The sequence below is a fragment of the Zavarzinella sp. genome (assembly GCA_041399155.1).
Classification (GTDB): domain Bacteria; phylum Planctomycetota; class Planctomycetia; order Gemmatales; family Gemmataceae; genus JAWKTI01.
Map to the genome: position 1 here is coordinate 591,265 of JAWKTI010000003.1, position 12,222 is coordinate 603,486.

The window sequence follows — 12,222 nt, forward strand, 5'->3', positions numbered from 1 at the left end:
CGACGTGGGCGAGACGCCCATGTTACGAGTAAAGATGGTTTCTGACTTTATCCGCCACATCACGATCACTATTGATCGGACATGATCTTTGCAATTGGCTGGGTGCCTTCGACATGCTGAAAGATGATTTTCAGAATGACTGTAAACGGCACTGCCAGCAGCATTCCCGCCAGACCCCAGCAGGTGCCCCAGAAAGACAGGGCCAACAGAATCACCAGTGGGCTGACCCCCACTGCCTTACCAATGATGCGTGGCTCCAGGAATGAGGCCGAGGCAATATGTACTGCAAGCAGGATGATCACCACTCCGAACGCTTCCCAGGTGGCACCCAGTTGCAAAAATGCAAACAGGCCTGGGATTCCAAATCCGACCAGCGAACCAACATAGGGCACAAAATTGCAGAAAAAGGTCAGTGCGGCCCAGACCAGTGCAGATCGCACTCCCACTGCTGAAAACAGGATGGCGACTGGTAATGCCAGCAGAAAACTGGATTTTACTTTGGCCGTCAGAAAATTGGCAATTCCCTGATTGATGCCACGAAGTGTATCCATGATTTTGTCTGAATAATCGATGGAAAATGCCCCAGCTACGCGAGTGGGGAACTTTCCTGCTTCAATCAGAATAAACACCAGATACAGGCCCACAATCAAGGCGTTCAGAATAATATCCGCGACCAGTGTGGCCAGTTCTTTCAATCGAACATTGGCACTTTCGCCGCCTTTCTGTTCCAGATGAATCAGATCTCGGATATTCCGTCCCATCTTGGGCGACTTCGATTCGACAAACGTGGCGAACTGTTCGGTAATCTGTCGTAACTGCATGATCATCGTGGGCAGTTCTTCACGCAGGGTGGAAATAATCGACTGGATCAGTGCAGCAAACAGATACACCGTGAGCACTGTGATTGTCACCACGAACACCAGAGAAAAGTTTTTCGGCAGGCGGGTGCGGATATGAAAATACGCAGGCAGGATCACATATGCACAGAGTACTGCCAGAAACAGCGGCTTCAGCACCACCGCCAGTTCCTGCAACAGATACCAGGCACCTGCGAGGATCACAATCCAGCGCGCAACCGAAGCTAAATTGGAATTCGTGGTTGTCATCAATTTCAATCCGTCTGGTTCAGTAACAAGAAAGTAATTCTTACTTTATGAAGTGATATTTGTGCGTGGGGAATCTGCAGGCAATGTACAGTTATTTCAGTTCGCTCAGGCGGATATTTTTATACCAAACCTGCACTTTTGCCCCACCGTGGACCTGCAGGGCAATCACGCCTGAATCATCAATATCAGGTTCCTTTTCGGTATAGTCCACTGTGGGGATGCCATTCAGGAATAATTGAACCCGCTTCCCTTCGCAGCGAATGGTGTATTCGTTCCATTCACCATGTTTCACCGCTTTTTCCAGCACCTCTTTGGTGGGCTGGGCCAGAATTTTCCGGCGACGCGATTCATCGTACAAGGCACCCCAGTAGTGCTGGCCAATATCTGCCTGATAGCCAATCACTTCATGGTGGTTCGGAATCCGTTTCGTGCGAAACTGAATTCCCGCATTCATTTTGTCTTTGTCGCCAGCAATTTTGAAATCCACTTTCAGTTCAAAATCTTTGTACGTTTTCGTGGTGCTCAGAAACTCGTTTCGGGCTACCACTTTATCCAGCGAACCAGCGGTAATCATGCCGTCTTCGATTCGCCAGATGGTTTTGGTATCACCTTCCCAGCCAGCAAACGATTTGCCATCGAACAGGATGGTGGGTTCGGCACTTGCCCCACACAGCGGGAAACAGGCCACAGTCAAGCAACAGAACAGGAGAGGTTTCATGATGTTCACTTGGGGATTTTCATTTCAAACAAACTGTCATCCAGTTTCTTTTCTATTTTCATATCGGAGATCGTTTCAACAACAAAGGGTTTCCCACTGCGGACAATTTCGATCTTTTCGAACTGCCACGTTCCGTCTTTTGCTTTGGTATATTTCAGGAATTTGGCTTCCTGTTTTACAAAGTCTTCGGTGGCATCATCAAATGCCATCGAGACGTTTTTGTACAGCAGATAGGTTTTGCTGTCGAAATAGAGCTGCACATCTTTCTGACCTTTACAGGCAACATTGATACCTAACAGTTCTTTGTCGCCTTCTTTGATACTGGGCAACATTTTCAACTGATATTTTTCTTCCAGCAACGGGTAGAGCATTCCCAGTTCCATGGTGTAGGCGGTGGTCAGGAAGCCTGCTTTCTTTTTCTCTTCCATTTCGCGTTTCATATCGCCGGAGCTTTCCCAGGCATTTTTGCCATCGGTCATAGCGGTGATTTCGACTTTCATGCCACCAAAATTCATTTCCATATCGAAGCGAATCTTCAGGGGTGACTGAAAATAGTATTTTGCTTTGTAAGGAAATTGCATTTCCCCCATGGAAAAAAGGCCATCCACTTTCCACGAGATCGACTTCATTTTTTTGACGTTTTCCAGCCCACCCTGGGCTTTGATGGCGCGATCAAGCAGATCTTTCGCATCATCGGCATTACCGCACGCTGCCAGCACCAGCGTGGTGCAAACAGAGAAGACAATACTTTTCATTAGAAACCTCGCTCAAGCAGTACCAAATGAACAGTCCCGACCCACCAAATGGCCAGCACCGTTTTACCAACATATATAATATTGCCAAATGGCATGTAAATTGATTCACTATTTTGCTGAAAATTGCAATATGGCGGAAAAAAGTCGAAAAAAGTCGGATTTTTGGGTGTTCTGAAAATTTATTGTTGTGCAACTATCGCACTTTTTGAATTCTCTTCGACTCTGAAGGTGTCGACTCTAAGGTGTTGCCACAAAAAATGAGAATGCTATCATTTTTGTGGGTTCGGGCACTTTCCGGCAGATTTTTTCACCACTTGGTGGGTTTATGTGCTTTGGGAAAGGCAGGAAAAGCGCTTTCTGTCCAGATTCTTGTCCAGCACCACTTGATCAAAATGCAAAACACGGCTATGGTCAAATTTGCTGATGTGCGTGTGCCCACGTTTCGATAGGGGGTAAGTTCCGTGAAATTGTTTCAATTCTGTGCAATCCTGACCATTCTGGCGGGTGCAGGCAGCGTGCGTGCCCAATCGGATTCAACAGAAGAATACAATGTGAATCCAGAACGTGGCACCGCTGACCGCGAAGATGTGTGGACGTTGAACTTTCGCTTCTACGATCCGCGTATTATTGTCGAACGGGTGCCTGGTCGTGGCACCAAGATAGTCTGGTACATGTTGTACAGCGTCTACAATACCGATCCCAAGAAAGATGTGCACACTTTTGTGCCCGATATCGAACTGGTAACGCTTGACCGCCACACCCGTCATGCAGATGAAATTATGCCGTCGTTGCAGACCGCCATCCAGAAGCGTGAAGACCCCACAGGTCGACTGAACATTCATAACTCGGTTACCGTGATGGAAAAACCGATCCCACTGTCCAAAGAAGATGCTTTTCCCCGCGTGGTGAATGGCGTGGCGATCTGGACTGATGTTGATCCGGCACCCAGTGAAAAGGCAAAACAGCCCCGCACGAACAAGTTCAGCATCTTTATTGCGGGCTTGTCGAACGGTTATACCGATTCGGAACGTGACCCCACCACAAATAAGCCGATTATTAAACGGAAAACTTTGCAGCTCGATTTTGAACGATTGGGTGATGGGGAGAGAATTGATCCCTCCGGTATTCGCTGGACAGGAAAATACACCTGGATTTATCGCGAAACAACACCGGTTGACCCACTTCCGTTAAAAAAAGATGAAAAAGATCCCCAATTGAATCTCTTTCCTTCATTGAAATTAAACAATTTGCCGAAACAAACGGTATCTGAACCGATTCTTCCGATTACGGATAAACGGTAAGACAGGTGCCGTATCACCGACAGACTCGTAAACTGATACCAGATAAGAATTTGCGTCGATAGATCCTGTATCGTTGGCGGGCTGAAATTCTTTTGATTGCACCAACATCAGATTAATTTTCTGTTTTGTTTTCGCCGAACAAAATGGTATATTGGCTGTTTGTGCTTAGTCTGAGAGTACCTGGTTCTTTCTGGATACCAACCGCCAAACTCTCTCCGAGGCGCGTAATGCGAGATCCATGCAACTGTTAACTTCTAGGAAAATACACGTTCGGAATACAGAAAAACCCACCAGTGTGCTGGTCTGTGGTACTGGTTCAAGAGTTCCAGAACAAATAATCCCCAATGATTGGTTTGCTGGACGTGTTGAAACCAACGATGAATGGATTCGGACGAGGACGGGGATTCTGGAAAGACGCTTCGTTTCCGAAGGCCAATCCACCACCACCATGGCTCTGGATGCTGCACGGAAAGCCTTAGCCAATTCGGACTTAGATGCAAAAGACCTGGACATGATCATCTGTGCCACGGTCACACCCGATATGATGTGCCCTGCAGTAGCCTGCCAGTTGCAGGCACAACTCGAATGTCGGAATATTCCCTCATTCGACGTTTCCGCAGCTTGCACCGGCTTTATTTACGCACTGAGCATTGCCGAACAATTTATTCGTTCTGGTGCCGCCCAACATATTCTGGTGGTGGGCTCAGAATCACTTTCGCGGGCGATGGACCTTACCGATCGCAATAGTTGTATCCTCTTCGGCGACGGTGCCGGTGCTGTAATCCTGGGGGCATCCGACGTAAAAGACGTGGGGATCCATTCCGTAAATGTTTACGCAGACGGAACTTTGGGGCATTTAATCACCGTGCCCAGCATGCACACCAAGCAGATTTCTCAGGGTACGCGGTCTGATTTTCTGGAAATGAACGGCAGAGAAGTGTTTAAATTTGCCGTACGGAAAATGATTGAACTGATGCAGGAAGGCATGGAGCAGTGCCACGCGATGGGTAAGCAGCTTGATCTGGTTGTTCCTCACCAGGTGAACAAGCGGATTATTGACGCTGCACTGGAACAAAATGGCTTTCCTGCCGACCAGGTAATGGTGAATTTACAGTACTATGGCAATACCTCAGCCGCATCCGTGCCAATTGCCCTCGACGAAGCGGTAACATCCGGCAAAGCAAAACCTGGCGATACTTTACTGCTGATCGCTTTTGGAGGCGGCCTCACGTGGGGCTCCAGCCTGATTACCCTCTAATATTCTCATAGAATTTTCATCAATTGGCTTTTCCAGAGCACCTCCCATGCAAGTTCGTGGTATTGTTCCCCCCATTGTTACGCCAATGCTGGCGAATGAAGAGATCGACTTCCCACGATTACGGCAAGTGATTGACCGCCAGATCGAAGCGGGGGTATCGGCGATTTTCGTATTGGGCACCACCGGCGAGTGCTACGCACTCGATCTGGAAGAGAAACGCCAGGTAATTATCGCCGCACGCGACCACATTGCGGGTCGGGTGCCACTGTTTGCCGGCACGGGTGCGGAAACCACACGCGAAGCGATCACCATCACCCACATGGCTGCAGCAGAGGGCGTGGCAGGCATTTCGGTGATCACGCCCTATTTTGTGATGCCCACCCAGGCAGAACTGGTAGGCCACTACCGCAGGATTGCAGACGCAACTTCTTTGCCAGTAATCCTTTACAGCAATCCTGCCACGTGTGGCGGGCTGAAAATCTCGCCGGAAACGGTTGCAAAACTGTCCGAAGTTCCCAACATTGTGGCGATCAAGGATTCCAGCGGCGACTTGCAAAACCTCATCGAAACGGTTCGTCTGGTACCACCGGATTTTGCGGTGCTGCAAGGCCGAGACACCCTGATCGCACCCGCACTGATGTTTGGGGCGAAGGGTGCCGTACCTGCATCGGCCAATATTGTGCCCCACTGGTGCGTGGCAATTTTCCAGCATGTGCAGGCGGGGCGATTTGAGGATGCGAAAGCAGTCCAGGCCAAACTGAGCCCGGTACGGCTGGCTTTGATGCTGGGCACCGCACCCGGGGTGGTGAAAGAAGCGATGAGAATCATCGGCTGGGATGTCGGCCCTTCCCGCTCACCCATCGCCCCACTGACAGGGAATACACTGGCACAACTCCGATCGATTCTGGATGATGCGGGCCTGATCCCATAGAAATTTGAGGGGAAATCCACAGCATGCTCGAAGTGACCGATGACTCTGGTTTCCTGGCACTGGTCGTTCCTGCGGCTTACGAAACCTTCGTTGACAGCGATTGGACGTTAGACCAAATCTGGGCGCACTTCCAGGGCCAAATGGCCATGAATTCCCTCCTGATCTGGAGTACTGGCTTGGAGGGATTCTGGAAGGTTGACGTACGGTTGAAGAAAACCAAGGTAAAGGGATTCAGGGAGGCCAGTGGCCCGCTTCAAGTAGTCGGTGGCTCATTGCTTCTGACCAACTTCGAGAGCCTGACGATGGCCGCTCAGTTCAAGGATGTCTCTCTGCCCGAAAAGCACCAGGAAGATTTGTTGGTGTCCTTGCCTGACGGTGGCTATATTTGTCGAATCATCCAGATGTTCGATCCTCAGCAAGAAGAATCTGTCGGCGATGGCAACCCTGATTTTATCATCGAAGTCCTGAAGGCGACGCAGAAGGTTGCCGCGTGGGAGAATATACCGTGGTTCAACGGTGGTGGCTAACCAATTGTTAAAGTTGACAAGGGCCACATTCAATCTTCTCGCGACACGTAGTCGTTGCAGCGGTCCCGGCAGCTTTCATTTGCGGTTCGGCGACGAAGGTCGCAGGGGGTACGCTGTGGTGGAAGGAGTAGCCTGGCACGGACAGACTCTGGACGAGCTGGAGGGGGTTGTCTGGGATGAGCCAGACCACCCTTGGCGTAATCGAGTACGCGAGGCCCGCCAGAAGCCTCTCCAGGCGTTCTCCGTAGAGGATCTGCGGTTCATGCTCGGCCAGCAGATCAGCCTGCCGGTATTAATACCGATGGCCCTTGACGTGCTGGAGCTGGTGGACGCGTTCGCTGGTGGCGACTTCCACCACGGCACATTGCTGTTCAACGCCCTCACGGTGGACAAGCGGTTCTGGCAGCAATACCCTCGGCTCTGGCATCGAATGAAGGTGGTTCTGGTAGATCTGCACACGTTCCGTGAGTACATCGAGCAGGAATTGCTCCCAGCAGCGAGGGCGTTTGAGGTCGTCGGGCCAGCCTCCCCCCAAGATACAGAAGCAGGCGCTGAAGCAAACAGAGATGCATGAATCGTTTTTCCTGACCACAGCGTCCTTTCACCCGAACTTTTCAGGACGCCAAATTGCCTTAGACGTCTGAAAAGTAAGGGTGCCATCGTGATAATCCGTCGGATACCTGCTGAGACTGCCTGCGGAAAACCTCCTCCCAGTAACCAGCCTCGCCGATGAAGCTACCAGCGTGGAACACGCGAGACCGATCGAGGCTCTCCTGTTGTGCCGTCACCCATTTGCGAAGGTCATTGAGAACATCAGCTGGCAACTCGCTTGCGAGGTCGGCGGGTGCACGGTCTGCTGCGACTTGACAGAGGCGTATCAGTAACTCGTGCGAGGTTAACTCTCCGGACTCGAACCTCTCAACCAGTTTCGCAGGCTCGAACATCGATCACCCCGTCGTTTTAATGCAGTGGCTTGTTATGCCTGGGTCGAGAATGCCCAAGGCTCGTTGTCTGCGAGCCAGTTGTGGAGGGCCCGCACCGCACTGGTCGCATGCCGGCCCCAGTGAGTTGTCATGGAAGACACCCATACCCATACCGCCGCATCAACGCGACCGACATTGTACAACCGCAACCCGAGAACAACATCACGAAAGATGTCGGCAATGTCATCTGACAAGCTGCCAATTACTGGCTCTTCGGGCGGAACCTTCGTCGAGTCAAACACGACACCGTAGAAGTCGAGAGGCAAACGACTCGCATTCTTGAACACGGACATCCATTCCTCATCTTTCACTCGCAGTGGATCGACACAGAGATCATCGCCGTGCCATTGCAAGGGCAACTCCAGTGCCCGTAAATAAAGCGTAGTGAGCCGCAAAAGTGCATTGCGTGCACTTGCCCCGCCCGTGTCGGTCCCGGTTTCGGCCCAGTGGGCAAATCGTTCGGCTTCGTCTGCGAAAAGCTTGACAGCGTCCAATAGTTCCCCTGGGGCCTAGCGGAGTCCGAGAATGAGCAGAGTCGCGAAAGTGCATATGAAGCGATTTCTGCTCCAATCGCTCACATGCCGCTTGCGGCCGTCACCTTTAATATGTGCTCAGTCGCGGACTCCGTTAAGACGGCCGTAGGCCGACTTAACGTAAAAGCTCAGTTGCCGGCCTACTTCGATTCATCCAGGCAATCGTTCCAAATCTTCGCGCCCTTCTCATGGCCGTCAACACCCTCGAAGAACGATTGCAGGGCTGCATTCATGTCGAAGTCCTCGCAATTCGTCCAATCGAGGAGCTTTGGCTTATGCACCCGAAACTTGCCGAATTGCTTCGGTGTGTACGGAACCGCCATGACGGCTTCGGAGTCCGGTGAAAAGTAGGCACGCATTTCAATGATGATGGCGTCTACCTTTTCATTGCCGATGGGTATGCGCCCATCGTAAACCAAGACCGCATCGTTCGCGTCCATCTCGTTCGATTCGAGCTTTCTTTTCCCATATGCGACAGATGCTTCCAAGTCGTCATTGACTACCAGGCGTTCCATTTTGCGCTCGTCATCCTCGGTCGTGTACGCCAACATCGGCGTAAGCGTCTCGCCGTCGGACACGCACCAGATGGCATGAGCAGCGAAAAAGCCGGCGAGTTTGGAGGCGGTAATCATCAGCGATCACTTCTGCGACTAACGTAAAAGGCTCAGTTGCCGGCCGCCCGCGGAGAGCAGGCTCCAAACCGACAACAACATTCTACTCGCGGGCGTCGCCGGTCAACTGCAGCCGGTGGTTAGGTGGCTACCCGTGAAGATGCGTGTCAGGCGTGGTCTCTCGGGAGGCATCTTCATCCGACTAACGTAAAAGGCTCAGTTGCCGGCCGCACGCGGAAAGCAAGCTACAAGCCGACAACAACATTCTACTTCGCGGGCGTCGCCGGTCAACTGCAGCCGGTGGTTATCTGGCGGCCGAACTGCCGTCGAAGACTTTGGTGAAGTCCATCCCGCGCGGCACCGTGCGCCGGAGCTGAGAAGCTACCGGATCCACGGCGAGCAGAGATCCCATCGACATTCCCACGTTCCCGGCCGCCGACCCTGCCGGCTGACTAATCTCGAACAACGATGCTCGCTCGAGTTCCTTCGCGTCAAAGTCGTATTTGTTGATCCACGTAACGTTCTTGCTGACACTGTTGACGCTCGCCTTCGCATTGGGCCCAAGCGATACGCGCCAAAGGCAGTGAACGACATAGAGCTCTACGCCTTGCACAGCGACCGGGAGAAATTCCGCAGCATCGCCGACGATGCCGGCCCACGCATCGGCGACCCGCTTCGTGACGACCGGCGCACGAAGGTTGAGCGTGTAAGCTTCGATCTTCTCGTCGAAGTTGCCCTTAAGTTCGAGACGACGCCAGATCGCCTTCAGTCGTAGCGGCACAGACAGCGGCCAAAGGTCGTCGATCTCGCCATCCAAATCGAGGTTGTTTAACGGATTCTCATCCTCATCAAAAACGATCGGTCGGATTAGGTAAACCGCCATAGGCCATTCGCTCCGCCAGATAACGTTTGAGCTGAGCTGTCCACGCCGGTATGGCGCTTGGCCCGCGAGGCGGATGATCTACCACTCCGCTTCGCGGGCCAAGTGCCATGCCGGTGTGGGTCAGCTCGAGCGAAGGGTTAGGCGTCACCGTGCGGGTAGCGATGAATGAGTTGGAGATAGGCTCGACCCAAGAACATGGCCGCTTCAGCCATCTTGCGCATCTCTTTGGCAAACGACTCAGGCGTCAGCATCTCCTGATCGTAGAGAGCTTCACCGGTCTCTTCGTCGACGTTGAGTCTTGGATTCGAGCCGCACGAGGTCAACGTAGGAAAACACCGGGCATCGCCTCCGACCACCGAACGACCGCAATCACCCGGCCGCGACGAGAGATTTGCAATGTGAAAACGCCCGACTTCGCGGCTCGGGTGCATTGCTTCGTTATGTTTTCTGATCTTCGTCGCCGTCCGGAATCAGCATCGTGCCGCCGATCCTGAACTGGTGAAGTGAAGCCATGAACGGTTCCAGTTGCTTCTCAAATCGTCTTGAATCAAACTCGATGGTCGGTGTGCCCCCATATGCGCTCGGTGGTGACGCGTCGCGATGCGTTGCGACCACTCTGTCCATGCCATCGTGAATGCCATCATACTTGAACATCCAGAGTGCCAAGCGCTGCCCCTTGTTTTCGCTGGTGGACTCAATCAGCCATTTTTCGCCGAGTGCCCAGTCCGACTCTCTGTCGTCAACTCCGACTACTCTCCAATTGTTTGCGCGGAGGCAATGCAACAATGCTTTTCGCTTTTCGGGCAGGTGCTTTTCGATCTGCTCAACGTGCTTCATTTTAAAACATAACGTAAAAGGCTCAGTTGCCGGCCGCCCGCGGAGAGCAGGCTCCAAACCGACAACCACATCATATCGCGGGCGCAGCCGGTCAACTGCAGCCGGTGGTTAGCCCGCCCCGTCGTCGAACATGAGCTTGCATTCCTGCGAATCGAAGATGACGAACCTGCCTAGCTCTTGCAGGCGTTCGTTGATGATGAGGTAGTCATTGAACAGTTCCATGTCTGCGTCTTCGCCGGACATCTCGTATCGGGTGGCACAGCCATGGCATGGAATATCAAATCGCTCAGCGATCTCATTGCTCTCCTCAATGACGTAGCCAGAACTATTCGGCACGATTTCAATGTGCCCGGCAGAAGTCACGCGCCGAATGGTTGAACCGATGCGTTCGACCGAACCGTCGCCGGTGGCCGCCACGCCCTGGACTACCTCAAGCATCTCGTCGACGGAGAAACTCGCACTTGGCTTAAGCATGATCAATGTGTCGTACATCGGCGTTGGCGGACTAACTTGTAATTAGATTGCGCTTGCGCAAAATAACACTTTTAAAAATAAAGATGGTACCGTACCATCTAACTACTTACATGGTATGAATTTACGTTCAAACCATTGTTTCAAATCAGCCGCGAGATAACACACTAATGGACATTGCGCCGAAAGTTATTCATCTCAGGGGCTTTTGACGCCTCTCCCCCCTTTGTTTAGGACATGCGTGTAAATCATGGTGGTCGTCACATCGGCATGTCCCAACAGTTCTTGTACCGTCCTAATTTCAAAGTACAGCATGAGGAAGGTCCACATTAGTTGTAGTTTACTCAGTAGTTCTAAGGGGTGCAAGAAAAAAACAGAGTGCGATACAGAAAGATACACTACATGGGCAAAACTGGATTCCCGCCTTCGCGGGAATGACGGTTGTAGACACAACCGTCTGAAACCCAACCTTGGTTGGGTTTGTAAGCCGCGGTTGGATCGAAAAATACCAGAAACACCGAATTTCAAACTGATTTTGGTTTAGTTGCGGAAGTTTCTGGATAGCAAGTTCCATCTTTTTAAGATGGTTACCATACTGCACACTGCAAACCGTAAAGCACGCACGATGAGCCCGAAACTGCGGTGGCCAATAGGCTGGCCATCGGGAGTGTAAAGGAGCGAGTAGCTTGGGAAGCCTAATTCTGCCCAAGCACTCATTAGTCCACCGCATCGCGGGCATTCCCAACCCACGTGCTCATCGCTCTTGACAAGTCGTAGTGGTTCAACACGTACCGTACCGCAGAGCAAGCAGCGTGCCGGATGCGTTCGCTCTCGCCTCCAATTTATTAGAGACTGCAGCATCGCAATCCAGCAATCGCGATCTTCGAACGGTGGCTCGACTTGGTGTCCAATTTCTAGCTGCTCCAAATCAGTAACCGGAACAAGGTCTTCCATCAAGCTGATGAGCCGACAGCCTTGACACCAACCGGGCTTCTCGAGGCATACCACCTGCTCACCGGATGGTAGAACGTAGTGGCGAATTGCTGGTGGAATCTTGGACCAGCAGCAAAAATTCTCGCACTCGTACTCGATTGCACCCATATCCAGCCTCAGTATAGCCTGACAATAATGCTCGGTAGTGACGGGGCAGAACTCCTGAAACGCTACATGATCCGCAATCTGCTGCTTCAACTGGTCTGAACATTTCAATTACCAAACCGCCGGGAAAGTCAATTCAGAATAATTATACCCGATTGAAAAGTGTCGTACACGCACGGCACGTCGATGATTCTCACAACATGATGAAGA

At 51.9% G+C, this 12,222-nt stretch carries 15 protein-coding genes and 1 pseudogene; 6 read left to right on the forward strand and 10 right to left on the reverse strand.

What is annotated here, in order from left to right; translation table 11 throughout:
• Positions 1-68 precede the first annotated feature (68 nt).
• The 3 genes from R3B84_16585 to R3B84_16595 all read right to left on the reverse strand — a co-directional run bounded on the left by R3B84_16585 (position 69) and on the right by R3B84_16595 (position 2,579).
• Positions 69-1,106 (reverse strand): AI-2E family transporter, encoded by a 1,038-nt coding sequence (locus R3B84_16585; GenBank protein MEZ6142179.1) that lies wholly within the window; start codon positions 1,104-1,106, stop codon positions 69-71.
• 91 nt (positions 1,107-1,197) lie between these two features.
• The gene (locus R3B84_16590; GenBank protein ID MEZ6142180.1) at positions 1,198-1,824 is read right to left on the reverse strand and encodes a DUF1080 domain-containing protein; all 627 of its coding nucleotides are present in this window, start codon (positions 1,822-1,824) and stop codon (positions 1,198-1,200) included.
• A 5-nt stretch (positions 1,825-1,829) separates the two neighbouring features.
• Entirely contained in the window at positions 1,830-2,579 is a 750-nt protein-coding gene (locus R3B84_16595) for a hypothetical protein (GenBank protein MEZ6142181.1), read from the reverse strand.
• Between the two features lie 461 nt (positions 2,580-3,040).
• Between R3B84_16595 and R3B84_16600 the strand changes: the two genes are divergently transcribed.
• The 5 genes from R3B84_16600 to R3B84_16620 all read left to right on the forward strand — a co-directional run bounded on the left by R3B84_16600 (position 3,041) and on the right by R3B84_16620 (position 7,170).
• Entirely contained in the window at positions 3,041-3,880 is an 840-nt protein-coding gene (locus R3B84_16600; protein MEZ6142182.1) for a hypothetical protein, read from the forward strand.
• 238 nt (positions 3,881-4,118) lie between these two features.
• Complete coding sequence (locus R3B84_16605; GenBank protein MEZ6142183.1) at positions 4,119-5,138, forward strand: beta-ketoacyl-ACP synthase III; 1,020 nt, start codon at positions 4,119-4,121, stop codon at positions 5,136-5,138.
• A 46-nt stretch (positions 5,139-5,184) separates the two neighbouring features.
• Positions 5,185-6,069: a 4-hydroxy-tetrahydrodipicolinate synthase gene (dapA, locus tag R3B84_16610; protein ID MEZ6142184.1), complete on the forward strand. Its 885-nt coding sequence runs from the start codon at positions 5,185-5,187 to the stop codon at positions 6,067-6,069.
• 23 nt (positions 6,070-6,092) lie between these two features.
• A complete protein-coding gene (locus R3B84_16615) occupies positions 6,093-6,596 on the forward strand; it encodes a hypothetical protein (protein ID MEZ6142185.1) in 504 nt (167 codons plus the stop codon).
• 118 nt (positions 6,597-6,714) lie between these two features.
• Positions 6,715-7,170, forward strand: coding sequence for a contact-dependent growth inhibition system immunity protein (locus R3B84_16620; protein ID MEZ6142186.1), 456 nt, complete (start codon positions 6,715-6,717; stop codon positions 7,168-7,170).
• 402 nt (positions 7,171-7,572) lie between these two features.
• On the opposite strand, the gene R3B84_16625 is transcribed toward R3B84_16620, so the two are convergent.
• From R3B84_16625 to R3B84_16655, 7 genes and pseudogenes are all read right to left on the reverse strand, one after another.
• The gene (locus R3B84_16625; GenBank protein MEZ6142187.1) at positions 7,573-8,073 is read right to left on the reverse strand and encodes a DUF5063 domain-containing protein; all 501 of its coding nucleotides are present in this window, start codon (positions 8,071-8,073) and stop codon (positions 7,573-7,575) included.
• A gap of 179 nt (positions 8,074-8,252) precedes the next feature.
• Entirely contained in the window at positions 8,253-8,744 is a 492-nt protein-coding gene (locus R3B84_16630) for a hypothetical protein (protein MEZ6142188.1), read from the reverse strand.
• A gap of 283 nt (positions 8,745-9,027) precedes the next feature.
• Positions 9,028-9,606: a hypothetical protein gene (locus R3B84_16635; GenBank protein MEZ6142189.1), complete on the reverse strand. Its 579-nt coding sequence runs from the start codon at positions 9,604-9,606 to the stop codon at positions 9,028-9,030.
• Positions 9,607-9,743: 137 nt separating this feature from the next.
• Entirely contained in the window at positions 9,744-9,929 is a 186-nt protein-coding gene (locus R3B84_16640; GenBank protein MEZ6142190.1) for a hypothetical protein, read from the reverse strand.
• A gap of 115 nt (positions 9,930-10,044) precedes the next feature.
• Positions 10,045-10,443: a hypothetical protein gene (locus R3B84_16645; GenBank protein ID MEZ6142191.1), complete on the reverse strand. Its 399-nt coding sequence runs from the start codon at positions 10,441-10,443 to the stop codon at positions 10,045-10,047.
• Positions 10,444-10,551: 108 nt separating this feature from the next.
• Positions 10,552-10,935, reverse strand: a complete 384-nt coding sequence (locus R3B84_16650) for a hypothetical protein (protein ID MEZ6142192.1) — start codon at positions 10,933-10,935, stop codon at positions 10,552-10,554.
• A gap of 177 nt (positions 10,936-11,112) precedes the next feature.
• Positions 11,113-11,220 (reverse strand): annotated as a pseudogene (locus tag R3B84_16655) (tyrosine-type recombinase/integrase).
• A 726-nt stretch (positions 11,221-11,946) separates the two neighbouring features.
• On the opposite strand from R3B84_16655, the gene R3B84_16660 reads away from it, so the two are divergent.
• Positions 11,947-12,114, forward strand: coding sequence for a hypothetical protein (locus tag R3B84_16660; GenBank protein ID MEZ6142193.1), 168 nt, complete (start codon positions 11,947-11,949; stop codon positions 12,112-12,114).
• Positions 12,115-12,222 lie beyond the last annotated feature (108 nt).

Bases quoted from the DNA above. Each gene is read 5' to 3' on its own strand.
- R3B84_16630 (MEZ6142188.1), bottom strand. From the start codon at position 8,744: ATGATTACCGCCTCCAAACTCGCCGGCTTTTTCGCTGCTCATGCCATC.
- R3B84_16595 (MEZ6142181.1), bottom strand. From the start codon at position 2,579: ATGAAAAGTATTGTCTTCTCTGTTTGCACCACGCTGGTGCTGGCAGCG.
- R3B84_16645 (MEZ6142191.1), bottom strand. From the start codon at position 10,443: ATGAAGCACGTTGAGCAGATCGAAAAGCACCTGCCCGAAAAGCGAAAA.
- dapA (MEZ6142184.1), top strand. From the start codon at position 5,185: ATGCAAGTTCGTGGTATTGTTCCCCCCATTGTTACGCCAATGCTGGCG.
- R3B84_16650 (MEZ6142192.1), bottom strand. From the start codon at position 10,935: ATGTACGACACATTGATCATGCTTAAGCCAAGTGCGAGTTTCTCCGTC.
- R3B84_16635 (MEZ6142189.1), bottom strand. From the start codon at position 9,606: ATGGCGGTTTACCTAATCCGACCGATCGTTTTTGATGAGGATGAGAAT.
- R3B84_16585 (MEZ6142179.1), bottom strand. From the start codon at position 1,106: ATGACAACCACGAATTCCAATTTAGCTTCGGTTGCGCGCTGGATTGTG.
- R3B84_16605 (MEZ6142183.1), top strand. From the start codon at position 4,119: ATGCAACTGTTAACTTCTAGGAAAATACACGTTCGGAATACAGAAAAA.
- R3B84_16590 (MEZ6142180.1), bottom strand. From the start codon at position 1,824: ATGAAACCTCTCCTGTTCTGTTGCTTGACTGTGGCCTGTTTCCCGCTG.
- R3B84_16615 (MEZ6142185.1), top strand. From the start codon at position 6,093: ATGCTCGAAGTGACCGATGACTCTGGTTTCCTGGCACTGGTCGTTCCT.